The organism is Streptomyces sp. NPDC093149, from assembly GCF_044754145.1.
Lineage (GTDB): Bacteria > Actinomycetota > Actinomycetes > Streptomycetales > Streptomycetaceae > Streptomyces.
Window position 1 is genome coordinate 26,027 of record NZ_JBIVON010000015.1, and the last position, 25,787, is coordinate 51,813.

Genomic DNA, 25,787 nt, shown 5'->3' on the forward strand with positions numbered 1-25,787 from the left:
AGCGTCGTGGCGGCGGATGGTGGCGCGGCCCGAGGAGCTGCCTGCTCCGAGCGGTTCGCGTACCTCAGACCGACGCCGAGAGCGTGCGGTGCTCGGGACCGGGCGTCAGATGCGTGGCGAAGAAGTCGGCCGGCTTCGCGATGGCGGGTACGACGTACTCGTCCTTGTTGTAGAGGTCGTTGTGCACAGCGCCGTCGATCCGGAGCGGTTTCTTCGGTCCGTGCGCCTGCTGGTACGCCTCCACGCTCATCCAGCAGGTCACGGCCTCACGCCCGACGATCGACAACAGGGGGCGTGGAGCGATCAGTTCGACGGAACGGAAGGCGTCGAAGGCGGCGATGCGGTCGACGTCGGACCTCGTCGGTGCAACGAGCTCGACTGCTCGGTCTCCGAAGTCAGCCGCGCTGGGCCCGGTCGTACACCTTCTTGGCCGTGGTCCCCAGCAACTCTCCTTGCATCTCGGTCGGTGTCAGGGAGTCCAGTGCGCTGTTCACCGAGACGAGGACGCCCTTGCCGGTGGCGGCGTTGAAGTCGGCAAGCCATGGGCCGCCGCTGGATCCGCCGGTCATGTCGCAGGGGATGGCCTGCACGCCGTGCTTCTTCTTCGCCTTGCCGACGCAGTGCAAGAGTTCCTCGCCGAGTTGCGGGCGGGTGGCGGAGTAGCCGAAGGCTGAGATGACGCCGCCAACGGGGCGGTTGAAGGCGATGGGCTGGCCGCCCACGACGTCGGTGAGCTTGCGGCCGCTCTTGTCGGTGTCGACGACCAGCGTGGCCATGTCGTCGGTGGAGTCCGTTTCCCAGCTGCGCGGGGTCGCGGCGGAGCGGACCGCGAAGGTGCCGTGCGGCCTCTTGCCCTTGTTGTAGCCGGGGACAAACACCATCGTGCTGTTGGTGTTGTAGGGAGAGGAGCCCAGGCGCACGCAGTGGGCCGCGGTCATCACGGCGGAGCGGTTGACGCTCTGCACGGCGGTGGCCGTGCACCAGGTATCGGCACCCCTCGAGTTGACGAAGAAGAGCCGCCCCACGGTCTTCAGGGTGGTGCCGCGCCACGGCTTGGCCTTCGGTCCCGTCGGACCTAGGTCCACGGACTTCCCGACGGCCTTGACTCGGGCGGGCGTCCAGTAGGCGAGGGCTTCCCGACGCTCCTTCGCGGTGTACTTCATGACCGAGACCGGGTCGACCGAGGCGGCGCCGGCCCGGCCGTCCACGGCCGTCGCCGGGATCGGGGCGGCGAGGACGAGGGCCGTACCGGCCACGGCGAGTCCCGTGGCCCGGCCACGAGGGCGCAGGTTCGCGGAAGTTGAAGTCTTGGGCATGGCGGATTTCTCCCTGGCTGGTGCAGGCGTCGGACGGGGGCTGTCAGCCCGCTCGCCAAGAGGGGGAACCCGCATGTCCGGTTGGCGCTGTCGATGAACTGTGACACGCACGGCGACACGGAGTGCGAAGGCCCGGCAAGCTCAACCGCCCTGCGGGGTGACGCGTTCAGCAGCGTACGTGCCCGTCGTACGGTCCGCAGGCCGCCGGGACTGCCACGGAATGGGCCATGACCAGGCCCTCCGCGCGTTGTCGCGGGTGACCACGTCCGCCCGGCATCCGGTCACTGCGGCGGATTCTGCTCCAGGGCGTCGCGGAGTTGCGCCCTTGAGCTGATACCCAGCTTGGGGAAGATCTTGTGCAGGTGGTAGCCGACAGTGCGGGGTGACAGGTACAGCCGGGCCGCTATGTCGCGGTTGGTGAGGCCCTGCGCCGCCAGTTCGGCTATCCGCCGTTCCTGCGCGGTGAGTTCGCTCGTGGCACGTGTGGTCGTCGGTGGTGCCGTCGGGGCTCCCGCCGCCCGCAGCTCCGCGGCGGCGCGGTCGGTCCAGGGCCGGGCGTCGAGCCGCTGGAAGCACTCCAGTGCCGCGCCGAGGTGCGGTCGTGCCTCGGCGCTGCGTCGCCGTCGGCGCAGCCACTCACCGAAGTCGAGGTGCGTGAGCGCCTTTTCGAAGGGCCAGCAGTCGGTGGCGGGGTCGGCCAGGGCGGCGCGAAAGTGCCGTTCGGCGTCCTCGGTTTCGCTCAGCAGGGCTGCGGCTCGATGGAGGACGGCAGCCAGCCGGGGCGATCTGTCGGGTTCCAGGCCGTGCTCGACGGCCTCGACCACCGTGCGCGCGTCCTCCCGCCGCCCGGCACGGACCGCCGCGGCGGCCAGGTCGCCCAGGCAGTAGACGGAGGCGTGGTAGTGGACGGGCGCCGGGCGGAAGTCGCGGGTGAAGGTGGCGCGCAACTGTTCGTAGGCGTCGGCGTGGTCCCCGGCGACGAACGCGGCCATGCCCAGCGCGTGCCGGTGCCGGACCTGGAGACTCAGGGACCTGCGCAGGTCGACGCCTCGTACGGCTTCCAGGGCCTGCGTCCGCGCGGTCGCGTGGTCGCCCCGCAGCGCGCGCAGGGTGGCCTGGAGGAGGCAGGAGCCCAGGGTCACGTTGTCGGCTCCCGCCTCGGTCGCCGTCCAGAACGCCTCGTCCGCGGCGTCCTGGGCCGCCGTCCACGAACCGCTCTCGAACAGGGCGAGGGCGAGCGCCTGCGTGACGGTCGCGTTCGTGCCCGCGCTGCCGGCCCGCCGTATGACGTCCATGGTCCGTCCGAGAATGCGTATGGCCTGTTCGGTCTCGTCCAGGATCCAGGTGGTGCCGCCGAGCGCCGTGAGGTCCGCCAGGGAGTCCGATGACATGGCGGCCAGTGCGTCCCTCAACAGGCCCAGGAGCCTGGCCCGTTGCCGGTGCGGGTCGATGACCGCCTGGGTCCAGGCGAGCGCGGCAGGATTGCCGGCGTCTTCGAGGAGGGCTCCGATCCGCCGCAGTTCGGCCCGGTGGAACGGTGTCCCGGAGTTGTACACGGATGTCGCGGCGGTGCCCAGAGTCCCGAGCGCCAGGTCCGGGACCGGGGCGGCGATGGCTTCGGCGCCGCCCAGCAGCAGCGCCAGCGCTTCTTCGTGGCGGAGCGTGACGCCCAGGGCCCACCCGCCCAGGAGCGAGGCCTCGGCGCGCAGCCGCGCGTCCTCGGTCAGGTCGCCGACCCGGCCGCTGATCTCGCCGACCCACTGTGGATGACCGGCGAACATGGCCGCCTGCGCGGCCATCAGCAGGCGCCGGGCGCGCAGGTGCGGCGCCGGGGTCAGCCCGGCGGCGCGTTCCAGCGCCGCTGCGGCCGCCGCGTACCCGCCCCGGGCGCGTGCCCGCTCGGCACTCTCCACCAGGGCGTCGGCGACCTCCGCGTCCTGGCCCGTCGCGGCGGCCGCCAGGTGCCACGCCCGGCGGTCCGGTTCCTCGGCGAGAGCGGCGGCCAGCGCGAGATGGGCCTGTCGGCGCTCGGCGAAGGAAGCCGCCTGGTAGACGGCCGAGCGCACCAGCGGATGGCGCAGCAGCACATGGCCGTCCTCGATCCGCACCAGTCCGACGCGCTCCGCGGGGTCCAGTGCCTCGACGACGTCCAACGCCGGAGCGGCGCGCAGGAGATCGGCGAGTCGCCCGGCGCCGGCGGCTGCGACCAGGAGCAGAGCCTGACGCGTGGGCGCGGGCAGGCCGGGCAGGTCGGCGGCGAACAAGTTCTCCAGGCGTGCGGTGAGCGGCAGTGCGGCACCGCCGTCCTGGCCCGTGCCGGTCCGGCCCCGGGCGAGGGCCCGGGGCAGCTCGATCAGGGCCAGCGGGTTGCCGGCGGCCTGCTGGAGGACCTGGGTACGGGCCCTGCCGCGGGGCGGGTTCGGCTGGGCGTCCAGCAGCAGACCCGCCGCAGCCCTGCTCAGCGGGCCCACAGTGACCTGGGGGAAGTCCCGGTCGAAGCGGGCCGGTACGCCCTCCTCACGGGCGGCGAGCAGCATCACCACCGGTTTGCCCTCCAGCCGCCGGGCGAGGAAGCCCAGCACGTCCACCGAGCCGAGGTCGAGCCATTGGACGTCGTCCACGAGCAGGAGCAGCGGTTGGCGCGTGGCGGCGTCGTCGATGAGGGCGAGCACGCCGATGCACAGCGACATCTGGTCGAGAGTCGCCTCGTGGTGCGCCGCCGTCACCCCGAAGGCACGGTCGAGAGCCTCCCGCTGCTGGGCGGGCAGCGTGTCACCCGGAAGCAGCGGATGCAGGAGCTGGTGGACACCCGAGAGCCCCAGTCCGGCCTCGCCCTCGCTGCCGCGCACCCGCAGGGGCCGCAGACCCCGGGCCCGGCCCTGCTGGGCCGCCCGGTCGACGAGGGTGCTCTTGCCCGCTCCCGGCTCCCCGACCAGCACCAGCACCTGCGGGCCGGTGCCGTCCACCGCCCCGAGCAGCGCCTCGATGCGGGACAGCTCGGCGTTCCTGCCGAGGATGCCCGGATCGGCGGGGTAATCGGGACCGATGTGCACCACGGTCGTTCTCCTCCAGCCGGTGATCATGCCCTGGTCATCCTGTCAGCCGGGAACCACCGAACGCGCGCGAGCCGCGGTACGGCCGACCGCCCGTGGGCCACCGTACGGCGGCCGGTTCGGGGCCCGTGGTACGGCCGTTGCCCGCGGCCCCGGTGCCGGCAGGACGCCGGAGACGCCGGACGACTGGTCATGTGACAGAAGCGTCGTGATCTCGCTCTCCCGATGATGGACTCGGCCAGGGAACAGGTCCACAGCCGTGGGCAGCCGAGCAGGTCCGGAGTACACGCATGAAGGTCCTTCCATCCCGGTCGGCGGTCGGCGACGAAGCAGTCCGCCGATCGTCCTGCGGCACGGCGTCGTCGCGCCCACTGGGGCGGGGCAGGGAGATCAGGCGCATTCTCCAGTGCGTGAGGCGCGAGCCCGGCGGCCCGCAGGCCCTGCTGCTCCTCGGGGAGGAGGGGATCGGGCGTACGACACTGCTGGGTCACGTCCGGGAACTCGCCGCCGACGACGGCATGTTCGTGCTGTCCGCGCAGGGCTGGGCCGCGGACCACCGGCATGTCCGCGCCTGTCTCCAGCAACTGCTGGCGCCGGTCCTGGACCAGTTGGCCGGCCTGCCCGCCGCGCACGGCCAGGTGCTGAGCGCCGCCCTGAACCCCGTCACCCACGACGGCGGGCCGGACGACGCGCAGGTGCAGGCCGCCCTGTTGGCGTTGCTGGACCGACTGGCCACCTCCCGGCCGGTGCTGGTGTGCGTGGACGACATCCATGCCTGTGACGGTGCCTTCCTCGACGCGCTCTGCGCGGTGATCCGGCTCCTGACCGGCCGCCCGCTCAGGGTTCTGCTCTCCGCGCGGGGGGAGGCGCCCCCGCCCGGCCTGCCCCCCGTCATGGAGAGCCTGCATCTGGGCCCGCTGAGCGCTCCCTCGGCCGCCGCGCTGCTGGATCGCCGGCCGGCGGCGCCCACCGGCCGGCGCAGGCTGGAGATCCTGGAGGAAGCCGAAGGCAATCCCGCGGCCCTGGTGGAACTGAGCCGCCGGGAGCCGACGGCCGTCCGAGCCGTCGGCACACCGGCGGGGCGTTCCCTGACGGGGCACGCGTTCGCGGCACGACTCGACGCGCTGCCTCCCGCGACAGGACGGGCCCTGCTGTACGCCGCTGCCGCGGGGCCGGGGGAGAGCGTCGCCACTCTCATGGCCGCCCTGGACACCGAAGACCTCACGGTGTGGGCCCCGGCGGAGGCGGCCGGTCTGGTCTCGCTGGTCGAGGACCGTCTCGTCTTCCGGCATCCGCTGGCGCGGGCGGCCGCGTTCTCGCGGCATCCCGCGGGCGAGCGGCAGCAGGCCCAGCAGGACCTCGCCGAGACCGTCGCACGACCGGAGGGCAGGGCCCGCCACCTGGCCACCGCCACCCTGCGGGCCGACGAGTCCGTGGCCGCCCTGCTGGAGGATTCCGCGTGGCAGCACGGGGACGTCGTGGGCACCGCGCGCGCCCTGGAGCAGGCGGCCCGGCTCAGCCCGCGGCGGCGGGAGCGCTCACGCCGTCTGGCCGAGGCTCTGGTGGCAGCGCACGCGGTGGGAGATCCCGGCTGGGTGAGGGAACTGCACGACCGGTTCGTCCGGGACTCCGGGGAGCCGGAGCTCGTCTGCGCGGCGGCCGGTGCCCTGGCCTCGATCATGTCGCTGGAGTCCGCTCAGCGGGAGGCCTTCGACCTGCTGGTCGATGTCTCGGAGCACTTTCCGGCGGTCGGCCGGCCCGTCGCGCTCGCGGTGACGGCGGTGGCCGCGGGCATCGCCGTCCAGTCCGGCCTGCCGGAGCACAGGGCGGGCCTGTCCACGCTGCTCGACCGTGCCCGGAAGACCGCTCCTGTCCAGAAGACCGCTCTTGTCCAAGAGGCCGCTCCTGCCCAGAAGACCGCTCCTGCCCGAGGGACCGACTCTGCAGGAGAGACGGATGCCGCTGGGAAGACCGGCCGTGCCGAGCGGCGTCGGCCCCCGGTGACCGGGTTTCTGGGCCACCTCGCCGGGCCGGGCACAGAGCGGGCACTGGAGACGCTGGTCACCGCAGTGGTCCGACCGCGGACCGCCACAGGCTCGCCGGCGAGGCCCGGTCATCCGCACGGCGCGCCACTGCACGGCCCCTACGCGTCGGCCTCCCGGACGGCGGTCCTCGCGACGGCCTGCCTCGCGGACGAGGCGGACGTGTACCTGGGGCAGTTCCGCGAGACCGATGCCCAGCTGCGGACCGCCCGTGCCTTCGGCATCCGCGGCTGGACGGTCCTCGCGCTCGTGGACACCCTCATGAGCATCGGGTCGTTCACCGAGGCCGAGGCCCTGATCCGGGAGGCCGCGGCCGAGGCCGCGGTGCTGCGTCTGCCGCGCCTCCGAGCGGATCTTCAGGCGCAGGCTCTCGCCCTGCAAGCGCTCCGCGGAACCGTTCCGCCGGAGCCCCGGCTCACCCCCTCGGTCTGGCGTGCCGTCTGCCTGGACGAGAATCGGGCCACTCACGCACGCATGCTGCGCGCCCGCGGACTCGCCGCCATCGCGCTGGGGGACTGGGACGGCGGCTGGCGACACCTGCGCGAGCTGTTCACCGCCGACGGTTCGCCGTTGCATCCCGTCCTGTCGCCCCGCAGCATCGCGGAACTCGCCGTCGCGGCCCAGCGCACCGGCCGGTCCGACGAGGCCGTGCCGGTTCTGGCCCGGGTCCGGGCGGAGCAGGGGGAGCGCCCGAGCACCAGGATGACGCTGCTCCTGCACCATGCCACCGCCCTGGTCGGCCCGGACGAGGACGCCGAGCAGCACTTCCAGCTCGCGCTGGTCAACCACGAGGCGGATCGGTGGCCGTGGGAACGCGCCCATGTCCGCCTCAACTACGGCATCCGGCTGCGGCGCTGCCGCCGGACACGTGAGGCGCGTCAGCAGCTGACCACCGCGCTGGAAACCGCCGAACGTATCGGCGCGGGCGCCCTCGCCGCGGCCGCGGCCCGCGAACTGCGCGCCAGCGGCGCGGCACCCACCCCCGACACCGACGGTCTGCTGGAGCAGTTGACGGCACAGCAGCAACAGATCGTCCAGCTGGCCGCGCGCGGCCTTTCGAATCGTGAGATCGGTGAACAGCTCTTCCTCTCGCCGCGTACCGTGGGCTCCCACCTGTACAACGTCTACCCGAAGCTCGGCATCAGCCGCCGCCAGCAACTGCGCGATCTCCTTGAGCAGAGGTGAGGAGCGGACCATCCGGTTCCGTGCGGACCTGCCGACCGGCCGCGCGACCCGGCCGGAGGGGAGTGCGTGATGCGGGACGTCTTCGGGGACCGTGCCGGTGGGGACTCACCCACGACCTTCCTCCTCGACCCCGTGGTGCAGCGCGTCGTCGCCGCGTCCGCCACGCCTCCGTCCCTCGACGACCTCGGGCCGGAGACGGCGCGGCAGGCGCTGCGGGAGACCCAGGTGGACCGTTTCGAGGACTTCGACGTGGACGCGGTCTACCGCGTGGCCTGCGTCGGCCCCTCCCGACTGGTCGGATTCTGGACCGTGCGCCCGGCCGGTGCGACCGGCCCGCTCCCCGGGCTGCTGTACCTCCATGGCGGCCGGTGGACGCTCGGCGAGGGGCAGACCCACGCCCGCCTCATCAGCGAGCTCGTCGACGGCGCGGGGGTGTGCGCCGTCGTCCCCGAGTACAGCCGTACCCCCGAGACCCGCTATCCCGTGGCGCTGGAGGAGTGCTACGCCCTGCTGACCTGGGCGGTCGCCCGGGCCGGCGAACTCGGCCTGGACGCAAGCCGGCTGGCCGTGGCCGGCGACTGCGCCGGAGCCACGCTGGCCGCCGCGGTGACCATGCTGGCGAAGTCCCGGGGCGGGCCACGGATCGGCGCACAACTGCTCTACTACCCGCTCACCGACTCCCGCTGCGACAGCCCCTCACAACGGCAGTTCGCCACCGGATACCTGCTCACCCACCGGGCGTTGCGCGCGTACTGGGCACGCTACGTCACGGACCCCGCCCTGCGGGAGGAGCCCACCGCGTCACCGCTGCGGGCACGGAGAGAGGACCTGGTGGGGCTGCCGCCGGCGCTGGTCGTCACCGCCGAGGCCGACGTGGCCCGGGACGAGGGCGAGCAGTACGCGCGCAATCTGCGTACGGCCGGCGTCGAGGCGTCGGCCGTACGGTTCCTCGGCACGATCCACGACTTCGTGGCGCTGCACGCCCTGCACGACAGCGAGCCCACCCGGGCAGCTCTGGTGACCGGTTGCGCCTTCCTGCGTGCCCGAATGCGCTGAAGGGCGTGGAAAGGGCACGGTGACCAGTCGACCGACTGATGCGCCCGCCGGTACGGCTACAGCATGCTCGGACCATGCCAACCGTGATCGGCTCCTTCGAGAAGAGTCGCTGGAGTCCGGATTCCGGCGCGAGTCGAGCCCGGGTGCTGAGCACGCGCTCGGTTCCGCCGCGCGAGAGCCTGGACTTCTGGCACGACGCCGTGCTCGCGACCTTGGTGGGGATGGACATCGCCACCGACGGCCCGGCCTATGACGCGGCCCTGCGTACCGACCACCTCGGGAACCTGCGGATCACCACGGTGGAGTGCGACCCGGGGCGCGTCCACCGGTCGCCGCGCTTCATAGCCCGCGGCGACGGCCGGGAAGTCTTCGTGGCGCTCCAGAGCGGCGGCCGGGCCCAGGTCGAACAGGACGGCCGTACCACCGAGTTGCGGGCCGGCGACATCGGGTTCTTCGAAACCGTTCGGCCCTTCCGCACGACGTTCCCGGAACGCTTCCGGCTGAAGATCTTCGCGGTACCGCGGAACCTGCTCGGGCGGTCGGAGGCCGATCTGCGGCAGCTCACCGCGCGGGCCGTGCGCCCGAGCGGCGGCTTGCCCGCCCTGCTCGCCCCGTTGCTGGAACGGCTGGCGGACACCTCCGAGGCATACGCGACGCCGGTGGGCGAGCGACTGGCCGAGAGCGTCATCGACCTGATGGCGGCCACGGCGGCGGACCGGCTGGGCGAGGACACCGCAGTCCTGCCGGGTGCCGACCGGGTCCTGCTGCTGCGGATCAAGACCTTCATCCGCTGGCACCTGTCGGACTCCGGCCTGACTCCCGGGGCCGTCGCCCAGGCCCATGGCATCTCCGTCCGCTATCTGCACCGGCTGTTCGAGGTCGAGGACACCACCGTGTGCCGGTGGATCCGCGAGCTGCGGCTGCACGAGTGCCGTAAGGAACTCGTCGCACGGGCACCGGGATCGGTCAGCCTGGGCCAGGTCGCGCGACGCTGGGGCTTCACCGGTCCCGCCCGGTTCAGCAGGGCCTTCCACAGCTCCTTCGGCCTGTCTCCCACGGACTGGCTCGACCGGGAGCGTACAAGCCGTGGGACGGGAGAAGAGCCGTGCTGACCGGATCGCTGACCACCCCGGGCCAAGGGGCGTCCTTCTCCGTCCGGAGCCTCGCTCCCGGGGACCGCACCGCCGCGTGGGAACGCGCGCTGTCAGAGGTCTTCGCGGGTATCGAGGTCGCCGTGGAGGGCGACGGCCCGTGGGCGGGCGAGCTGACTGCCGAGCGCCTCGGGGCGCTCCAGATCGCCACCGAGGAGTTCGGCCCGGGAACGGTCCTGCGCAGCGCCCGCTCGGTGGCCGCCGACCCCAGCACCCACATCCTCGTACGTCTGCAACTGGACGGCACCGCAATGCTGTTGCAGGACGGCCGCGTCGCCGAACTCCGGCCCGGCCGACTGGCGTTCCACGACGCGCGGCGCCCGTACCGGATCGTGCTGCCCGCGCGGCAGCGGGCGCGGGTCCTCATGATGCCCCGCGCCCTGCTCCGGCTGGAGGAAGGGCAGCTGTCCGCCCTGACGGCAACCGCGGTGGACGACGCCGGGAAGGGAGCAGCGGCCTTGCTGGTGCCGCTGCTGCGCGGGCTCGTCGACGAGATCATGCGGACCCCTGCCACCGGACGCGACCACCTCGCCCGCATCGCGGCGGAGACGCTGGCCACCCTGGCCCTGGAGCAGGTCGGCAGTCGGCCCGCGCCCGCACTGTGGGAGCGGATCACGGCATCCGTCCAGGCACGGGTGCAGGACCCCGGACTCAGCCCTCAGAGCATCGCCGACCAGCACGGCATCTCCCTGCGCTACCTGCATCGCCTCTTCCAGCTGCAGGGCACCACCGTCAACGCCTGGGTGCGGACGCGACGGCTCGAATCGGCGCGCGAGGAACTCGCCACGGCCGGCGCGGACCACAGATCGATCGCGGCGGTGGCCGCCCGCTGGGGTTTCACCAACCCCTCCCACTTCAGCCGGACGTTCCGCGAAACGTATGGGATGTCGCCGGTGCAGTGGCGCGCTGCGCACCTGGGGACCTGATGTCCGGCCGGCACTGAGCACGGCCTGCATCGGACCCGGCCGCGGTGTACGGATCGTGCCGCGGCCGATCACGTCGGGATCGCCCATGTGAACCGAGCCGAATGTCTGGGACACGGCCTCGCGCCGGTACGTCCGACGTCGGTGGGAGGGCACCGCGTCCGTGGTGCGCGGGTGCCCGAGGACACGGGTGACAGCAGTGATGAATCCGGCGACATGACCTGCGCCCTTCGGCCGGTGCGCCTTGCGGACACACCCTGCCGGTGGGGCTGAGGGCTGTCCCGTAATCCCCGGCGGGCGCACGACGACAGCTCTGGCACCTCGCCGCATCGTCGGAACACCCGAACACATCCCGCATGTGGACGTCCCTCCGCCTTGCGATGCACCGCATCCGACGCCCGCGCGCCCATCCATCAGGGATTACGGGGCAGCCCTTACGGCCCGGTACGCGATGGCGAGCCGGCTCCCGGCGCCATGCGCCTTCGCCTCCGGCGCTGTCGTCGGTCGATGACACCCCGCGTCGCCTCCCTCCTCCGCCTCGGATCCGAAGGCGTATGACACCGCTCCCTGATCCACTCTCCATCGTGCACCTGGCCGTTAGTATCCAAGCAGCTGAATTCCACCGGCTTTCCGTTCCATCGAAATGGCTTCGGAATGGAGCCAGTTCCCGCAAAGACACGAACGGGGTGTTGCTGTGGAGCAATGGACAAGGCGTGAGGACGAGCGGCTGCTTTCCGGGAAAGGCCGCTATGTTGCCGATATCCACGTTCCTGGATGTCTGGACGCGGCATTCGTGAGAAGCAAGGTGGCCCATGGCGTACTGCGCGCCGTGGACTGCGCGGCGGCCCGTGATGTGCCCGGGGTCGTGGGAGCCTGGTCGGCCGCGGATCTGCCGGAGCTTCCGCCGGTCCCGTACACCCTGCTGGCCAGGCTCTCCACGGAGGACGCCGTCGCGGGCCGGGAGTGGTCGGCCCTCGTGACGGACCGGGTGCGATATCCGGGCGAGGCGCTGGCGGTCGTCCTCGGGGAGGACCGGTACCGGGCCGAGGACGGGGCCGCCGAGGTCATCGCCACGATCGATCCGCTGCCCGCCGTGGTGACACCCGCCGAGGCGCTGGACGACTCCGTCCGGCTGTTCGACGGACTGAGCAACATCGCCCTGCGCGGCGAGGCGGGAGAGCCCGTCGATCCGTCCGTCTGGCAGGACGCCGCCGCCGTGGTCGAGGCCACGTACCGTCAGCAACTGCTGATGCCCAGCCCCATGGAATGCCGGACGATCCTCGCCGTACCGGACGGAGACCGGCTGACGGTGTGGTCGGGGCACCAGATGCCGCACCGGCTGCGGCGTGAACTGGCAGCGACTCTCGGCTGGTCCGCCGACCGGATCCGGGTCGTCGTCCCGGACACCGGAGGCGCCTTCGGCTCGAAGAGTGCCGCGTTCCCCGAGTTCGTGGTCGTCGTCCATCTGGCGGTGAAGCTCGGCCGGCCGGTCCGCTGGATCGAGGACCGCCTGGAGTCCACGCTCGTCGCCACCCGGGGCCGGGGACAGGACCAGACCGTACGCCTGGCCGCCGACGCGGAAGGACGGCTCCTCGCCTACGAGCTGACGATCGACGCCGATGTCGGCGCCTATCCGCACCTGGGCGTGGGACTGCCGATGCAGACGGCGTGGATGGCGACCGGCGCGTACACGACCCCACGCGTCCATGCGACCCTGCGGTCGGTGCTCACCAACACCATGGTGACCTACCCGTACCGTGGCGCCGGGCGTCCCGAGGCGGCGACCGCGATCGAGCGGGCGATGGACCTGCTCGCCCGGCGCCTCGGGATCGACCCGATCGAGCTGCGGCGGCGCAACTTCATTCCGCCCGATGCCTTCCCGTACGAGACGCCGACCGGACGCCGCTACGACAGCGGGGACTACGCCGCCGCCCTGGACCTGGCGCTGGAGACGCTCGGCCACGAGGAGTGGAGCGCGGAGCGGGCCCGCCGTCGCGAGGATCCGGACGCGCTGCCGCTGGGCATCGGTGTCTCGTGCTATGTGGAGCGCTCGGGCGGCGAACCCGGTGGCCTGCACGAGTTCGGCAGCCTGGAAGTCCACGAGGACGGCACCGTCACCGCCCGCTGCGGCGCGGCCCCGAGCGGCCAGGGGCACGAGACGGTCTTCCCCGCCCTGGTGGCCAAGGTCCTCGGCATTCCGGAGGCGCAGGTCCGCCTCGTCGAGGGCGACACCGACGAACAGCCCGAAGGACTGGGCTCGTTCGCCAGCCGGTCGGCCCAGATCGACGGCGCCATGCTCCAGCACGCCGCGACCCGCCTGATCGAGGAGGCGCGCACGCGGGCGGCGGACCTGTGGGACCTTTCGGTCGACGAGATCGAGTGGGCGGACGGCGCCGTACACACCGCCCATGACGGTTCGGCGGCCACCGGCCTCGGCGATCTGGTGAAGTCGACCGGCCCGTTGCGGGTGGAGGAGCGCTACGAGGCCGCCATGGCGTTCCCCTTCGGCGCACACGCCGCGGTGGCCGAGGTGGATCCGGAGCTGGGCACGGTGAACGTCCTGCGGCTCGTGGCAGTCGACGACTGCGGCGTGGTGCTCAACCCCACGGTGGTGCGCGGGCAGGCGTTCGGATCGGCCGTACAGGGCATCGGCCAGGCCCTCTACGAAGGCATGACGTTCGACGACGCCGGCGTGCCGCAGCTGGCGAACGGATTCCTGGACTACCTGCTCCCGACGTTCACGGAGGTCCCGCCCATCGACATCAAGGACACCCGTACACCCGGCCCCGGCACCCCGCTGGGCGCCAAGGGCGCGGGGGAGTCGGGCTGCATCGGCACCCCGGCCGCCATTGTCAACGCCGTGGCCGATGCCCTGCGGATCGCCGATCCCGGTCTGCTGCAGATGCCGCTCACCCCGGACAGTGTCTGGCGGGCGGCGCAGGCCCCGAAACATGAGGAAGGCGTCCGGTGAAACCCGCATCCTTCGACTATGTGGTTCCCCGCACGGTCGCCGAGGCCGTCGAGGCACTCGGCGGCACCAGGCGCAAGGCCCAGGTGCTCGCCGGAGGACAGAGCCTGATCCTGGAGATGCACCTGCAGCGCGTCCGCCCCGAACTCGTCGTCGACATCAACCGCATCCCGGAACTGGACCGCATGAGCGTCGAGGGCGACGAACTGCGCGTGGGCGCCCTCGTCCGCCACGCGGCCTTCGAGCCGGTCGGTGTCGTACCGGGTCCGCTCGGCACCCTGCTGTCACGGGCCGTCGTCAACATCGCCCACCCTCCGATCCGTTCTCGCGGGACCATGGCCGGCAGCTTCGGCTGGGCCCATCCCGCCTCGGAATGGTGCGCCATCGGCGTCGCCCTGGACGCCGTCGTGGAGGTGACCGGCCCCGACGACGCCCGCGCGATCCCGGCCGGCGACTACTTCCTGGGGCCGTACCGCACCGCACGCCGACCGCAGGAACTGATCACCGCCGTACGGCTCCCGCTGCTCGGCGAGCACACCGGGGTCGGCTTCATTGAGCACCGCCGAACCCACTTCTGCTTCGCCCAGGTCGCCGTCGCGGCCGCTCTCACCGTGCACGACGGAGTGATCGGCGACGCGCGGATCGGACTGGTCAACTCCGCCGACCGCCCGGTACGGGCCCGTGCCGCCGAACGCACTCTGCTCGATACCGAAATCGGCCCGCTCCCCGCGGGGCGCCGGCTGCCCGACGACCATCCGTTCGCACGCGCCGGCCGCGTCGCCGCCCAGGAGGACGCCGCACCGCTCGCAGAACCGTACGCCGACGTGGAGTACAAGCGGCATGCCATCGCCGTCCTGGTCGGCAGAACACTCCGCGAGGCGGCGCTCGATCTGCGCGCCCGTCTCGCCGCACGCGAGGGGGACCACCGATGAAGATCACGCTCACTGTGAACGGAACCGCACACCGCCTCGACGTGGAGCCCCGGCGCCTGCTCGCCGACGTCCTGCGTGACGACCTGGGCCTGACCGGTACGCATCTTGGATGCGAGCACGGCATCTGCGGGGCCTGCACCGTGCTCATGGACGGCGATCCGGTCCGCGCGTGCCTGGTGCTGGCCGTGCAGTGCGACGGCAGCTCCGTTCGTACGGTTGAGGGCCTCGCGGGACCCGGCGGCGAACCCCACCCGCTGCAACGTGCCTTCTCGGCCGAGCATGCGCTCCAGTGCGGCTTCTGCACACCCGGCTTCCTCATGGTGGCCGCAGGAGCGCTCGACACCGATCCCGACCTCGCTGACCATCCGGAGGCCATCGCGGGCGTCGTCGGCTCCAACATCTGCCGGTGCACAGGCTACGAACCCATCCGACGCGCCATCACGCGCGCGGCCCGGGAGCAACGGGAAACCACCGCCTGACACCTGGTCCGGGTGGATCTCGGTACCCGGCTCCTCGTCGGCGAACCAGCCACCGTCGCTGCCGAGCCCCCGGAGCGTCTTGCCGTGCATGCTGAGCCTTTTCCGTGCAACAGTCGGCCGACACCCACTGGACCTGCCGCCACGTCGGCCGAGGAGTCGCCTCCCCCGTTCGCGCGCCGGAATCTCGGCTCTGATCGAGGTGTTTACGCCTTGCAATGTGCTGGCCAGGTGAGCAGCCGACCGGCTCCGCCCGAGGACACCGCCGTCGAGTTGATGCGGGCCATGACACGGCTGCCGTCTCGGGGAAGGCCGACAGTCACGACAGCGAGCGCAAGGAGATCTGCGCTTCGGCGACCACGGGGGGCGCACCCGCCCGGCGTAAGCGACCGACATACGCCGGAACGTTGCTGTGGCCTGCGCGTATGTCCGTGGCGGTGTTCAGGGGGACATCGCAGGCGGCACTGTTCCCGACCGCCGACGTGAGCGCCTGGCCCATGCCCGCGTCAGCGGTACGTTCTCGCCGCCGCGCGCTCGACGGGCCGTGATCCCGGCGCGACGTCGGTGGGGGCAGGTCTGCCGAGCGGTGTCTGTTCAAGTGGCGCCGCCCCGACCGTCCCATATATTACGTTCTGCGAAATAGTTGTGTCACTGGTGGCAGTCCGGAGGCCGGTTGGGCTGCCATGTGCGGTCGCGCGCCGTTCGAGCCGGGGCCGGTTCACGGAATGCGATGGCGCCGGCGCCGTACGGTTCGACGCCGGGCTCCTTGCCTGAGAGGAACCATGACCGACGAGACATCCGCGAGCCTGGAGGACGGGTGGAGCGGCGGAGGGTGCCCGGCGAGTGCGCTTGCCCGGCGGTCGTTTCTGCATGGAGCCGCCGCGGGCGTGGCCGGAGTGGCGGGCGGGGCAGCCGCCGGCAGCGGTGAGGCGCTCGCCGACACGGCGGTCGAGAGCAAGGAGCAGCCGAAATCCCGCACGGTTCCCTTTCACGGCCATCACCAGGCAGGCATCGCCACCGACCCCCAACAGGACGCGATTCTCGTCTCGTTCGACGTGACCGCTTCCGACCGCGCGGAACTCACCGACCTGTTCCGCACGCTGACCGCGCGGGCCCGCTTCCTCACGGCGGGCGGCAAGCCACCGCAGGTACCCCCGACCGCAACACCGTCGGACAACGGCATCATGGGACCCACGATCGTGGCGGACGGTCTCACCCTCACGGTCGGAGTGGGCGCGTCCCTCTTCGACGACCGCTACGGACTGAGCACGCACAAGCCGGTCCAGCTCGTCACGATGACGCCCTTCCGCCACGACGACCTGGACCCCTCGCTGAGCCAGGGCGACCTGCTGATCCAGATCTGCGCCGATCACCGCGACACGACGGTGCACGCGCTGCTCGACATCCTGACCCACACCAAGTCCGCGATGAAGCTGCGCTGGCGCATTGACGGCCAGCGTAATCCGGAGCGTCCCGTCGGCGTCCGGCGTGACTGGTTCGGCTTCAAGGACGGCATCTCCAACCCGAGCGTCACCGACGACGCCCAGATGAATCAGGTGGTCTGGGTCCAGCCGAAAGGCGCCGAACCGGCCTGGGCCGCGGGCGGCACGTACCACGTGGTGCGTATCGTGCACTTCTTCATCGAGGCGTGGCAGAAAGTGCCCGTTGCTCAACAAGAGCGGATCTTCGGCCGCCGCAAGGCGAGTGGCGCCCCCATGTACGCCGTGGACGAGAACGTCACGGATCTCCTCGACCCCATCTACACGAACGACCCGCAAGGCCTGATCACCCCGCTGAATTCTCATATCCGCCTCGCCAACCCCCAGACTCCGCAGACCGCGGCGACCAGCACCATCCTGCGTCGCAGTTACGACTACGACCGGAGCCCCAACCCACCGGAACTCGACATGGGGCATGCGTTCGTCTGCTTCCAGCAAGAGCTGAACACCTACGTCGCCATGCAGACCCGGCTGGAGGACGAAACGCTGGTGCCGTACATCAGCCCCCGGGGCGGCGGCTACTTCTTCGCACTTCCCGGAGTTCAGGACGAGAAAGACTACTACGCTCGCGGGCTTTTGACCTGATCCTTCTCTGCCCCACGGCGGGCGTCGGCGAGACGCCACCCCGCCCCGCCCCGGACCGAACCATCGCAATGCGCACAGGAGGCGAGATGTTCTCTGCCCTGCGGACCCGAGTCGGCAACGGCCGTCGGCGCCCCGGCAGGACGCTGCGGCCGACACTCGCGGCGGGGATCGGGATCCTGTTGATCTCCTGTACGCCCGCCACCTCGGTCCGCAAGGACTCCGACGTGCCGGTCGCGCCCGTCCGCACCGGTGCCGGTGGCCGCGTGTACGTCACGAACCAGCAGGACGACACGCTCTCGGTGATCGACGCCAGTACCTACAAGGTCATCGCGACCGTACCGGCCGGCGTGGCGCCCGAAGGCGTCGCGGTCGCCAAGGACGGCAAGCACGTGTACATCGCCAACAGCGGCTCGGACCGGGTCTCCGTCCTCGACACCAGGAACAACCAGATCGTCGCAACCGTGCCGGTGGGAAAGAGCCCCACCGGTGTCGGCCTCAGCCCCGATGGCGCCTTCCTCTACGTCACCAACGGCAGTTCGAACAACGTCTCGTTGATCGACACCCGCACCGACCGGGTGGCCTCGACCATCCCGGTCGGCAAGTCTCCGGTGAACGTGGCTTTCAGCCCTGACGGTGGTTCGGCCTACGTGGCGAATTCCGGGTCCGGCAGTCTGTCGGTCATCAACACCCGCACGCGCCGGGTCGACCGGGACCTTCCCGCAGGGCGCTCTCCGGTGGGCGTCGCCATCACACCGGACGGCAAGTCGGCCTACGTCGCCGACGAGGTGGCAGCACACGTCCTCGCCGTCGAAACCCGTACCGGAAAGGTGACCACCGTGTCCGTCGGCGAGGGCCCCTTCGACGTGGCCGTCGAGCCCGGCGGCCGCTTCGCCTACTCCGCCGACCTCGGTCCGGGCAACGTGTCCGTGATCGACACCGGAAGTCACCGTGTCTCTTCGACCATCACCCTGGGCCCTCCCGGCACCGACCCGTTCAACCTGGAGGCCACCAGCGAGGCGATCTACGTCACGAACCAGGGAGCGGGCACCCTCAAGGTCATCGACCCGAATTCCCACAAGGTCGTCGCGACCGTCGCTCTCGGTGCCGCCCCCTACGGCGTGGCGGTGGGCTGACCGCGCGGCGTACCACCGGACCGTGACTGTCCGCGTCGAAGACGCCGGTGCCTGCGACCTGGATACCCGGGGACGCGGGTTGTCGGAGGAAAACGGACAAGGGGAACAGAGAAGGGGTCTTCCACGTCTCACGCTTCCACCGTCGCTGTTCCGAGTCGTGTGTCCTGTCGGCGCGCTGGAACAACTGGAACATTGCTCACAGCACACGGGATGCGCGACCGGCAAGTGCTTCACGGGATCGCCGTTCGGGCGACCGCTCGACCGCCCTACAGCCCGACCGCCGGGACGCTGTCGTGCGCTGCGGGGACATCAGAGGTGCGCCTGTGGACAACCACCGCGCGCGCAGGGGATCTACCGTGCCGAGCAGCGGCGCCGGAGTACCCGGCACGACGAACCGGATCGGTTCCCGAAGACGACCGCCGTACCCGAAGAATTCCAGGAGATGCACATGTCTGATGTCCTTGCCCCGGTCGAACCGGTGCTGGAACCCGCGGCAGCCGAGTTCGCCGAGGCGACCGCCAACCCGCCCTACCTCTTCGACCTGCCCCCCACGGAGGGTCGTGAGGCGGTCGACGAGGTGCAGTCCGGCGAGATCGACAAGCCGCTGATCGACGAGGAATGGATCACCGTCTCCGGTGGCCCGACGGGCAGTGTCCGCGCCCGCATCGTCAAGCCCGCCGGTACCGAGGGCACCCTGCCGGTGATCCTCTACATCCACGGCGCGGGCTGGGTCTTCGGCAACGCTGGCACCCACGACCGCCTCGTGCGTGAACTCGCCGTCGGCGCGAACGCCGCGGTCGTGTTCCCTGAGTACGACCTGTCGCCCGAGGCGCGCTACCCGGTCGCGATCGAACAGAACTTCGCCGTCGCCCGGTGGATTGTGGAGCAGGGCGCCGGCAAGAACCTCGACGGCTCGCGGCTGGCGGTGGCAGGCGACTCGGTCGGCGGCAACATGACGGCCGCGCTGACGCTGATGGCCAAGGAGCGCGGCGGCGTCCGGCTGGTCCAGCAGGTGCTGTTCTACCCGGTCACGGACGCGAACTTCGACACCCCGTCGTACCACCAGTTCGCCACCGGGTACTTCCTGCGTCGCGACGGCATGCAGTGGTTCTGGGACCAGTACACGACCGACGAGGCCGAGCGCGCCCAGATCACCGCGTCCCCGCTGCGCGCCACCACCGAGCAGCTCCGCGGTCTGCCGCCGGCCCTCGTCATCACCGGCGAGGCCGATGTGCTGCGCGACGAGGGCGAGGCCTATGCCAACAAGCTTCGTGAGGCGGGCATACCCGTCACCGCCGTCCGGTTCCAGGGCATCATCCACGACTTCGTGATGCTCAACGCGCTGCGCGGCACCCACGCCGCGGAAGCCGCCGTCACCCTGGCCGTCCGCACGCTGCGCGCGGCCCTGCACGCGGCCTGAGTCCGGGGAGACGACGGGGACACGACCGCGTCACGCGCACGGTCGTACTCGCCTCCGGTCCGGGAGAGTGGCGGGCCGGAGAGTGGCAGGCCCCGCACTGTGTGCGAGCCGGCGAGGAACCTCCGGCTCGATGCGCTACGGGGTGAGCCAGTTGCGCAGGAGTCTGCTCACGACGGGCATCGCCACGTACGTCATCAGCACATTGAAGACGCAGGCGACGATCGCGTTGCCGTCGGTCGGCCCGAGCTGTTTGTCCGGTGGCGTCAGCGTCCCAGTTGGGCGTCGAGCCATGTGAGGACCTCGGGGGTCACGGGGTCGGTGATGTCCGCGAACTCCGTGTGCTTCTTGAGGAACTTGGCCACGTACGGGCAGACGGGGACGATCCGCATCCCGGAGGCGCGGACGTCGGTCAGGGCCTGTTCGACGAGGATCCCGGCGAGTCCCTGGCCGGCGTGGGCGTCGTCGATCTCGGTGTGGAAGAAGACCCGCCGGTCGTCACGGTCGCGGTAGGCGGTCAGGCCGGCGCGCTTGTCGTCGACGAGGATCTCGTAGCGGTGGCGGGCGTCGACGCGTCGGACGAGGGGGGCGGTGGTCGGCTCGTTCATGACGGTCCTTTCGGTGGGGGGTTCAGCGGTGGGAGGGGTTCTTGCGGGGGGTGATGACGGCGTTCGGCAGGGCGGGGGCGGGCAGCCGGTCGCCGGGGTAGCCGTCGACGCTGCCGAAACGGTCGGAGGCCCGCTCCCATTCCTCCCGCGCCTCGACGATGTCCTGGTGGCTGCGGCCGATGAAGTTCCACCACATGACGATCTCCTCCCCGAACGGCGTGCCGCCGAGCAGGACCGCCCGTGCGCGGTGGTCGGAGGCGTTGGTGAGGGTGAGTGTCGTCCGCCCCGTGGCCACGTAGCCGAGTTCGGCCGGGTGGAGGACCGTGCCGGCGAGGTGGACGTCGCCTTCGTCGACGAGCAGGCCGTGTTCGAAGGCCGGGTCGACGTCGAAGGTGACCGTGGCGCCGGGGTCGAGGAGGAGTTCGGCGCCGAGGAGCGGGGTGAAGGTGCGGACGGGGGAGGTCTCGCCGGCCAGCGTGCCGAGGAAGACCCTGAGTTCGGCGCCGTCGACACGGAGCGGCTCAGGGGCGTGGTGCTGGAAGTCGCGAGGGGCGTGGCGGTGTTCGTCGGGGAGGGCGAGCCAGAGCTGGACGCCGTGCAGGACGGTGGTGTCGGGTGTGGAGACCTCTGTGTGGCTGATGCCGTGCCCGCCGGTCATGAGGTTGATCTCTCCGGGCCGTACGAAGGCGTGGGTGCCCAGGCTGTCGCGGTGCTCGATCTCGCCGGTGAAGAGCCAGCTCACGGTCTGCAGTCCGGTGTGCGGGTGAGGGGCGACGTCCATGCCGCCGGAGTCGGCGACCAGGTCGGGGCCGTAGTGGTCGGCGAAGCACCAGGCCCCGATGAGTGTCCGGGCCCGCTGGGGCAGCGTGCGGCGTACGGTCATGGCGCGCGGGCCGCCCAGCGGGACGTCCCGGGCCGTGAGGATCTCGACCTCTGTGTCACCCATCTCCTGACCCCTCCAATTAGTTTTGATTTCAACAATCATGGAGGATAATAGTCGCGACGACAACGCCCGGCAACAGACGAAGGAGCACAGGGTGAGCGAGACGGTACAGGTCACGGCGGCCCTCCGGCCCACCGGACGGATCCACCTCGACAAGCAGAGCCCCACCGCGTACCAGGCACTGGTGAAGACGGCCGACGCCGTCCGCACCACCGCCGCCGATGCGGGTCTCGACCGGATCCTGGTCGAGCTGGTCAACCTCCGTGTCTCCCAGCTCAACGGCTGCGCCTACTGCCTCGACGTGCACACCCGGGCCGCGCTGCGGGCCGGTGAGACCACCCGGCGCCTCGGCGTGCTCGCCGCCTGGCGCGACACAGAACTCTTCACCGCCCGCGAGCGCGCTGCCCTCGCTCTCGCCGAGGCCACCACCCACCCCGCCGACGCCCTCGCCCAGGAGCGGGCGTACGCCGAGGCCCACGAGGTGCTGAGCGACGACGAGCTGTCCGCGGTGATCTGGGTGGCCATCACCATCAACGCCTTCAACCGGGTCTCGATCCTGAGCAAGCACCCGGTACGGGAGACCCCCTCCCGCTGAAGCGCATGACCGGGCTCACGGCGCGGAGGCCCACGCCGCACCCGGGACCGAGAGTCGCCACAGAACCGCCGCGCCCGTGGCGAGCAGTGCCAGCGCCACCGCCAGGACGAGGGAGACCCCGATCTTCAGGAGTACGGCTCCGGCGAGGGCGCTGAGGAACATCGCCAGCACGGACAGGATCCGTCGGCCGGGCCGGGGCGCCGCTCCGCCGGCCGGGCCGGAGTCGGCGGCGAGCCCGGTGAGAGTGAGGGTGAGCACGGTCGTCGTCAGGTCGGGGACGCCGAGCCGCCGGGCGACCGCGTTCTGCAGCCCCATCGCGAGGCCGAGGAGCACGATCAGGGTGTACTGGACGGTGGTCCCCACCTTGTCGTGCCCCGCGACGGTCGTGCCGAGCGCCCCGGCGAACAGCACCGCCTGTACGGCCATGGCCGAGGCGAGCAACCGGCCTCGGTGCATGGCGAACCGGACGCCGAAGCGGCCGCCGGCCAGCGCGCCCGTGAGAAAGGCCGCCAGGGAGACGACGGAGGCGAGTGCGGACAGGCCGTCGGCTCCCGCCAGGGCGAAGCCGAGGAACACCACGTTGCCCGTCATGTTGGCGACGAAGACATGTCCGAGCCCCAGAAAGCTCACCGCGTCCACCAGACCGGTCACCACCGTGAGGACCAGCATCAGCGGCGGCAGCGGGCCGTGCCGGTCCCCCTTCGGGGGGACCAGCGTGCGGGCCGCGTCAATCAGCAGCGTGCGCATCCTCGGATGCTCCTTCCGCGACGGAGGGGTGGTGCAGCAGTGCGCGCGTCAGCAGCCCGCTGACGGGACCGAGGACGAGGGCGGCGACGGAGACCCACACGGGCCACGGAGCCAGTCCGAGCGCGTGGTCCGCCGACCAGCGGCCGGGGCCGGTGAGCGCGAGCACCCCGGCCACGACGACGAGGAAGAACGGGTACTCGTACCCGTCGTGCTGCACCCACAGCCCATTGCGCCACTTGACGGTCGTGGCCACCGTCATCACACCCGCGGCGGCCATCGCCGCCGCGGGAGTGAGCAGCCCTGCCGCCAGGAACAGGCCGGCGCCGACCTGGCCGCCGCCCGCCGCGAGCGCGGTGAGCCGGCCGCCGCGGAACCCGTCCCGCCGGAACTCCTCGGTTCCCCCGGCCAGGCCCTCGCCGCCCAGCCGGAAACTGACTTTCTGCACTCCGTGCCCGGCAACGAGGAGCCCCGCCACCAGCCGGAGGACCAACAGTCCGGTGTCCATCACGTTCCTGCCTGTTCCCGTCTTCTCCGCCCCTGTCCGTCCCCGGGTTCTCAGCCAGCCGCGTGGGCGCCGATCACGGCCTGGGCGTAGACCACCCCGAGGCCGTAGGCACCGGCGTGCTCCTTGACGACGTCGGTGGTGGCGACGTACGTCCCGGTGCGCGCCCAGTCGCGCTGGAGCTCCAGCAGCACCTGGACCCAGGTCACCGGTATCGCGCCGCCCTGGATCATGCGCTGCACGGCGTGCTCGTGCGCCTGTGGGCTGACGCCGCCTGACGCGTCGGTCACCACGTACACCTCGTATCCCTGGGCGATGGCGGACAGCGTGGGCAGGACCACACAGACCTCGGTCCACAGGCCGGCGATCACGAGCTTCTTGCGTCCGGTCGCCTTCACCGCCTCGACGAAGGCCTCGTCCTCCCAGGCGTTCATCGAGGTGCGGTCGATGATCTTCTGTTCCGGGAAGACGCCGGCGAGCTGCGGCAGGATCGGGCCGGAGAAGGACTCGGCCGCCACGGTGCTCAGCACGACCGGCACGTCGAAGACCCGAGCGGCCTTCGCCAGGCCGACGGTGGAGTTGATGATCGCGGTGCGGTCGCCGCTGCCGGTGCCGAAGAACATCTGCGGCTGGTGGTCCACGAAGAGGACGGCGCAGTTGTCGGGGGTGAGCAGGTCGGGGCCGGGGGCCGCGGTGACCTGGGCGATGTCGACCATGGGAGTACTGCCTTTCGTCGGTGGGCACGTGGATACACAGGTGAATCGGGGTGGCTTCAGAGGGAGACACAGGGGTCGGGAAACCCGTCCCCGCGCTGGGGTACGAGGCCCCGGCGGACCCGCCACCGCAGGTGCTCGCCGGCCTCGTCGACGGCCTCGCCGATCAGCTCGGCCTGGCGGACCCCGCCGAGGCGTGAGGGGTCGGCGGACCGGTAGCCACCGAAGTGCGCGACCGGGCTCCAGGCGGGGGTCACGGGCGGCAGTTCCTCGTCGAGGCCCTCGTACTCGCCGGCGGCGTACACGATGCGGCCGCCCACGACCGTGAGCAGGGACTCGATGTGAGGGATCACGGGCTCCGGCACGGTGAAGCAGTCCTCGGAGAGGACCGCGAAGTCGCCCAGGAACCCAGGGCGCAGGACGCCCTTGACGTCCTGTTCGCCGGTGAGCTCCGCGCCCGCCGTGGTGAACATCGCGAGCGCGGTCTGCCGGTCGACCCGATTGCACGGCGGGCGGACGAGGACGTCGCCGACGGTGCGGCCCGAGACCAGCCAGTGGAAGGCGACCCAGGGGTTGTACGTGGAGACGCGGGTGGCGTCGGTGCCGGCGCCGACGGTCAGGCCGCGTTCCAGCATGGCCCGGATCGGCGGAGCGGCGGCGGCGGCGCCGATGCCGTAGCGACGGACGAAGGCCTCGCCCTGGAACGACAGCCGGTTCTGCACCGACAGAGCGCCGCCGAGCGCGGCGATCCGGTCCAGGCTGTTCTCGGTGACGGTCTCGGCGTGGTCGAAGAGCCAGCGGTTGCCGGACGGGAACAGGCCTTCGGCGGCGAGCCGTTCGAAGACGGTGAGGTCCCTGCGGATGGTCTCGTCGTAGGTGGCGTGCAGCCGGAAGCCCCAGCCGTTCTCCATGAGGAGCCGTACGGCCTTCTCGAATTCCGCCTCGTAGTCACCGGCGAGTTCGGGGCGGGGCTGGGCGAAGTTCTCGAAGTCCGCCGCGGCCCAGGTCAGATTCTCTCCCGCGCCGTTGAGCCGCAGCCACTCGTCGCCGTCCTCGGGGCGGGCCGTCTCGACCCAGCGGGTGAGGTCGGCGATCTCCTGGCCCGCGGTCTGCGGGAAGAGGTGGTAGGCGATGCGCAGCGACAGCTGTCGCGCCTTCGCGAGGTCGACGACCGTGGCGTAGTCGTCGGGGAAGTTCTGGAAGCCGCCCGCCGCGTCGATGGCCGAGGTGAGCCCGAAGCGGTTGAGTTCCCTGAGGAAGTGGCGGGTGGAGGCCTTCTTCTCCTCGCCGTCGAGGACCGGGGCCTTGGCGAGGGTCGAGTAGAGGATCAGGGCGCTGGGCGCGGCGAGCAGCATGCCGGTCGGCTCTCCGTCCCGGCCGCGTACGATCTGGCCGCCCCGGGGTTCGGGGGTGTCCCGGGTGAAGCCGGCGGCCCTGAGCGCCGCCCGGTTGAGTACCGCCGACTGGTACAGGTGCAGCACGAACACCGGAGTGTCGGGGGCGGCGGCGTTCAGTTCGGCGACGGTCGGCAGCCGCCGCTCCGCGAACTGCTCGGCCGACCATCCGCCCACCACACGCACCCACTGCCCCTTGGGCGTACGGGCGGCCTGCTCGCGCAGCAGCGACAGGCCCTCGCGGAGACTCGGCACGCCGTCCCAGCGCAGCTCCAGGACATAGTTGAGGCCGCCGCGGATGACATGGAGATGCGAGTCGTTGAGCCCGGGCACCATCCGGCGGCCGAGCGCGTCGACGACCCGGGTCGCGGGGCCGACATGGCCGGCCATGTCGTGGTCGTCGCCGACGGCGAGGACACGGCCGTCGCGGACGGCGATCGCCCGGGCGGCGGGGCGGGACGGGTCTCCCGTGTGGATCTTCGCATTGCGGACGACGAGGTCCGCCGCGTTCTCGGTGGCGCGGGGCACCAGCCCCCCGACCGGCATCGT

At 71.5% G+C, this 25,787-nt stretch carries 21 protein-coding genes; 11 read left to right on the forward strand and 10 right to left on the reverse strand.

Going from position 1 to position 25,787, the window contains the following annotated elements:
• Positions 1-64: 64 nt before the first annotated feature.
• The 3 genes from ACIQCZ_RS33525 to ACIQCZ_RS33535 all read right to left on the reverse strand — a co-directional run bounded on the left by ACIQCZ_RS33525 (position 65) and on the right by ACIQCZ_RS33535 (position 4,372).
• Positions 65-262, reverse strand: coding sequence for a hypothetical protein (locus tag ACIQCZ_RS33525; protein ID WP_402288115.1), 198 nt, complete (start codon positions 260-262; stop codon positions 65-67).
• A gap of 133 nt (positions 263-395) precedes the next feature.
• Complete coding sequence (locus tag ACIQCZ_RS33530) at positions 396-1,316, reverse strand: trypsin-like serine peptidase (protein WP_402288116.1); 921 nt, start codon at positions 1,314-1,316, stop codon at positions 396-398.
• 281 nt (positions 1,317-1,597) lie between these two features.
• The gene (locus ACIQCZ_RS33535; protein WP_402288118.1) at positions 1,598-4,372 is read right to left on the reverse strand and encodes an AAA family ATPase; all 2,775 of its coding nucleotides are present in this window, start codon (positions 4,370-4,372) and stop codon (positions 1,598-1,600) included.
• Positions 4,373-4,740: 368 nt separating this feature from the next.
• On the opposite strand from ACIQCZ_RS33535, the gene ACIQCZ_RS33540 reads away from it, so the two are divergent.
• The 10 genes from ACIQCZ_RS33540 to ACIQCZ_RS33585 all read left to right on the forward strand — a co-directional run bounded on the left by ACIQCZ_RS33540 (position 4,741) and on the right by ACIQCZ_RS33585 (position 19,739).
• Positions 4,741-7,596 (forward strand): AAA family ATPase, encoded by a 2,856-nt coding sequence (locus tag ACIQCZ_RS33540; RefSeq protein ID WP_402288367.1) that lies wholly within the window; start codon positions 4,741-4,743, stop codon positions 7,594-7,596.
• A 69-nt stretch (positions 7,597-7,665) separates the two neighbouring features.
• The gene (locus tag ACIQCZ_RS33545; protein WP_402288120.1) at positions 7,666-8,652 is read left to right on the forward strand and encodes an alpha/beta hydrolase; all 987 of its coding nucleotides are present in this window, start codon (positions 7,666-7,668) and stop codon (positions 8,650-8,652) included.
• A gap of 74 nt (positions 8,653-8,726) precedes the next feature.
• Positions 8,727-9,764, forward strand: a complete 1,038-nt coding sequence (locus tag ACIQCZ_RS33550; RefSeq protein WP_402288122.1) for a helix-turn-helix domain-containing protein — start codon at positions 8,727-8,729, stop codon at positions 9,762-9,764.
• A complete protein-coding gene (locus ACIQCZ_RS33555; RefSeq protein WP_402288125.1) occupies positions 9,758-10,729 on the forward strand; it encodes a helix-turn-helix domain-containing protein in 972 nt (323 codons plus the stop codon). Before ACIQCZ_RS33550 ends, ACIQCZ_RS33555 begins: the two co-directional genes overlap by 7 nt.
• 640 nt (positions 10,730-11,369) lie before the next feature.
• Positions 11,370-13,697, forward strand: a complete 2,328-nt coding sequence (locus ACIQCZ_RS33560) for a xanthine dehydrogenase family protein molybdopterin-binding subunit (RefSeq protein ID WP_402288127.1) — start codon at positions 11,370-11,372, stop codon at positions 13,695-13,697.
• Positions 13,694-14,626, forward strand: a complete 933-nt coding sequence (locus ACIQCZ_RS33565; RefSeq protein ID WP_402288129.1) for an FAD binding domain-containing protein — start codon at positions 13,694-13,696, stop codon at positions 14,624-14,626. Before ACIQCZ_RS33560 ends, ACIQCZ_RS33565 begins: the two co-directional genes overlap by 4 nt.
• A complete protein-coding gene (locus tag ACIQCZ_RS33570) occupies positions 14,623-15,105 on the forward strand; it encodes a (2Fe-2S)-binding protein (RefSeq protein WP_402288132.1) in 483 nt (160 codons plus the stop codon). The genes ACIQCZ_RS33565 and ACIQCZ_RS33570 overlap by 4 nt, the downstream gene beginning before the upstream one ends.
• Before the next feature lie 779 nt (positions 15,106-15,884).
• Positions 15,885-17,186: a Dyp-type peroxidase gene (locus ACIQCZ_RS33575; protein WP_402288135.1), complete on the forward strand. Its 1,302-nt coding sequence runs from the start codon at positions 15,885-15,887 to the stop codon at positions 17,184-17,186.
• 86 nt (positions 17,187-17,272) lie between these two features.
• On the forward strand, positions 17,273-18,319 hold the full coding sequence (locus ACIQCZ_RS33580) for a beta-propeller fold lactonase family protein (RefSeq protein ID WP_402288137.1): 1,047 nt from the start codon (positions 17,273-17,275) through the stop codon (positions 18,317-18,319).
• 448 nt (positions 18,320-18,767) lie between these two features.
• Complete coding sequence (locus tag ACIQCZ_RS33585; protein ID WP_402288139.1) at positions 18,768-19,739, forward strand: alpha/beta hydrolase; 972 nt, start codon at positions 18,768-18,770, stop codon at positions 19,737-19,739.
• 135 nt (positions 19,740-19,874) lie between these two features.
• Here ACIQCZ_RS33585 and ACIQCZ_RS33590 read toward each other — a convergent pair whose 3' ends face one another.
• The 3 genes from ACIQCZ_RS33590 to ACIQCZ_RS33600 are packed head-to-tail and all read right to left on the reverse strand — an operon-like array spanning position 19,875 to position 21,290.
• Entirely contained in the window at positions 19,875-20,030 is a 156-nt protein-coding gene (locus ACIQCZ_RS33590) for a hypothetical protein (protein ID WP_402288142.1), read from the reverse strand.
• Positions 20,003-20,344: a GNAT family N-acetyltransferase gene (locus ACIQCZ_RS33595; protein ID WP_402288144.1), complete on the reverse strand. Its 342-nt coding sequence runs from the start codon at positions 20,342-20,344 to the stop codon at positions 20,003-20,005. Before ACIQCZ_RS33595 ends, ACIQCZ_RS33590 begins: the two co-directional genes overlap by 28 nt.
• 22 nt (positions 20,345-20,366) lie before the next feature.
• The gene (locus ACIQCZ_RS33600; protein WP_402288147.1) at positions 20,367-21,290 is read right to left on the reverse strand and encodes a pirin family protein; all 924 of its coding nucleotides are present in this window, start codon (positions 21,288-21,290) and stop codon (positions 20,367-20,369) included.
• 91 nt (positions 21,291-21,381) lie between these two features.
• Between ACIQCZ_RS33600 and ACIQCZ_RS33605 the strand changes: the two genes are divergently transcribed.
• A complete protein-coding gene (locus tag ACIQCZ_RS33605) occupies positions 21,382-21,882 on the forward strand; it encodes a carboxymuconolactone decarboxylase family protein (protein WP_402288148.1) in 501 nt (166 codons plus the stop codon).
• 15 nt (positions 21,883-21,897) lie between these two features.
• On the opposite strand, the gene ACIQCZ_RS33610 is transcribed toward ACIQCZ_RS33605, so the two are convergent.
• From ACIQCZ_RS33610 to ACIQCZ_RS33625, 4 genes are read right to left on the reverse strand one after another with little or no spacing between them, the layout of a single operon-like run.
• Positions 21,898-22,629: a YoaK family protein gene (locus ACIQCZ_RS33610; protein WP_402288151.1), complete on the reverse strand. Its 732-nt coding sequence runs from the start codon at positions 22,627-22,629 to the stop codon at positions 21,898-21,900.
• Complete coding sequence (locus ACIQCZ_RS33615) at positions 22,610-23,134, reverse strand: DoxX family protein (RefSeq protein WP_402288154.1); 525 nt, start codon at positions 23,132-23,134, stop codon at positions 22,610-22,612. Before ACIQCZ_RS33615 ends, ACIQCZ_RS33610 begins: the two co-directional genes overlap by 20 nt.
• A gap of 50 nt (positions 23,135-23,184) precedes the next feature.
• Positions 23,185-23,847: a hydrolase gene (locus ACIQCZ_RS33620; RefSeq protein WP_402288156.1), complete on the reverse strand. Its 663-nt coding sequence runs from the start codon at positions 23,845-23,847 to the stop codon at positions 23,185-23,187.
• Positions 23,848-23,903: 56 nt separating this feature from the next.
• On the reverse strand, positions 23,904-25,784 hold the full coding sequence (locus ACIQCZ_RS33625; protein WP_402288370.1) for an amidohydrolase: 1,881 nt from the start codon (positions 25,782-25,784) through the stop codon (positions 23,904-23,906).
• Between the last annotated feature and the right edge of the window lie 3 nt (positions 25,785-25,787).

Excerpts from the sequence above, each read along its gene's own strand:
- ACIQCZ_RS33530 (WP_402288116.1), bottom strand. The coding sequence starts at position 1,316 with ATGCCCAAGACTTCAACTTCCGCGAACCTGCGCCCTCGTGGCCGGGCC.
- ACIQCZ_RS33545 (WP_402288120.1), top strand. The coding sequence starts at position 7,666 with ATGCGGGACGTCTTCGGGGACCGTGCCGGTGGGGACTCACCCACGACC.
- ACIQCZ_RS33550 (WP_402288122.1), top strand. The coding sequence starts at position 8,727 with ATGCCAACCGTGATCGGCTCCTTCGAGAAGAGTCGCTGGAGTCCGGAT.
- ACIQCZ_RS33560 (WP_402288127.1), top strand. The coding sequence starts at position 11,370 with ATGGCTTCGGAATGGAGCCAGTTCCCGCAAAGACACGAACGGGGTGTT.
- ACIQCZ_RS33570 (WP_402288132.1), top strand. The coding sequence starts at position 14,623 with ATGAAGATCACGCTCACTGTGAACGGAACCGCACACCGCCTCGACGTG.
- ACIQCZ_RS33575 (WP_402288135.1), top strand. The coding sequence starts at position 15,885 with ATGACCGACGAGACATCCGCGAGCCTGGAGGACGGGTGGAGCGGCGGA.
- ACIQCZ_RS33580 (WP_402288137.1), top strand. The coding sequence starts at position 17,273 with ATGTTCTCTGCCCTGCGGACCCGAGTCGGCAACGGCCGTCGGCGCCCC.
- ACIQCZ_RS33585 (WP_402288139.1), top strand. The coding sequence starts at position 18,768 with ATGTCTGATGTCCTTGCCCCGGTCGAACCGGTGCTGGAACCCGCGGCA.
- ACIQCZ_RS33590 (WP_402288142.1), bottom strand. The coding sequence starts at position 20,030 with ATGGCTCGACGCCCAACTGGGACGCTGACGCCACCGGACAAACAGCTC.
- ACIQCZ_RS33595 (WP_402288144.1), bottom strand. The coding sequence starts at position 20,344 with ATGAACGAGCCGACCACCGCCCCCCTCGTCCGACGCGTCGACGCCCGC.
- ACIQCZ_RS33600 (WP_402288147.1), bottom strand. The coding sequence starts at position 21,290 with ATGGGTGACACAGAGGTCGAGATCCTCACGGCCCGGGACGTCCCGCTG.
- ACIQCZ_RS33610 (WP_402288151.1), bottom strand. The coding sequence starts at position 22,629 with ATGCGCACGCTGCTGATTGACGCGGCCCGCACGCTGGTCCCCCCGAAG.
- ACIQCZ_RS33615 (WP_402288154.1), bottom strand. The coding sequence starts at position 23,134 with ATGGACACCGGACTGTTGGTCCTCCGGCTGGTGGCGGGGCTCCTCGTT.
- ACIQCZ_RS33620 (WP_402288156.1), bottom strand. The coding sequence starts at position 23,847 with ATGGTCGACATCGCCCAGGTCACCGCGGCCCCCGGCCCCGACCTGCTC.
- ACIQCZ_RS33625 (WP_402288370.1), bottom strand. The coding sequence starts at position 25,784 with ATGCCGGTCGGGGGGCTGGTGCCCCGCGCCACCGAGAACGCGGCGGAC.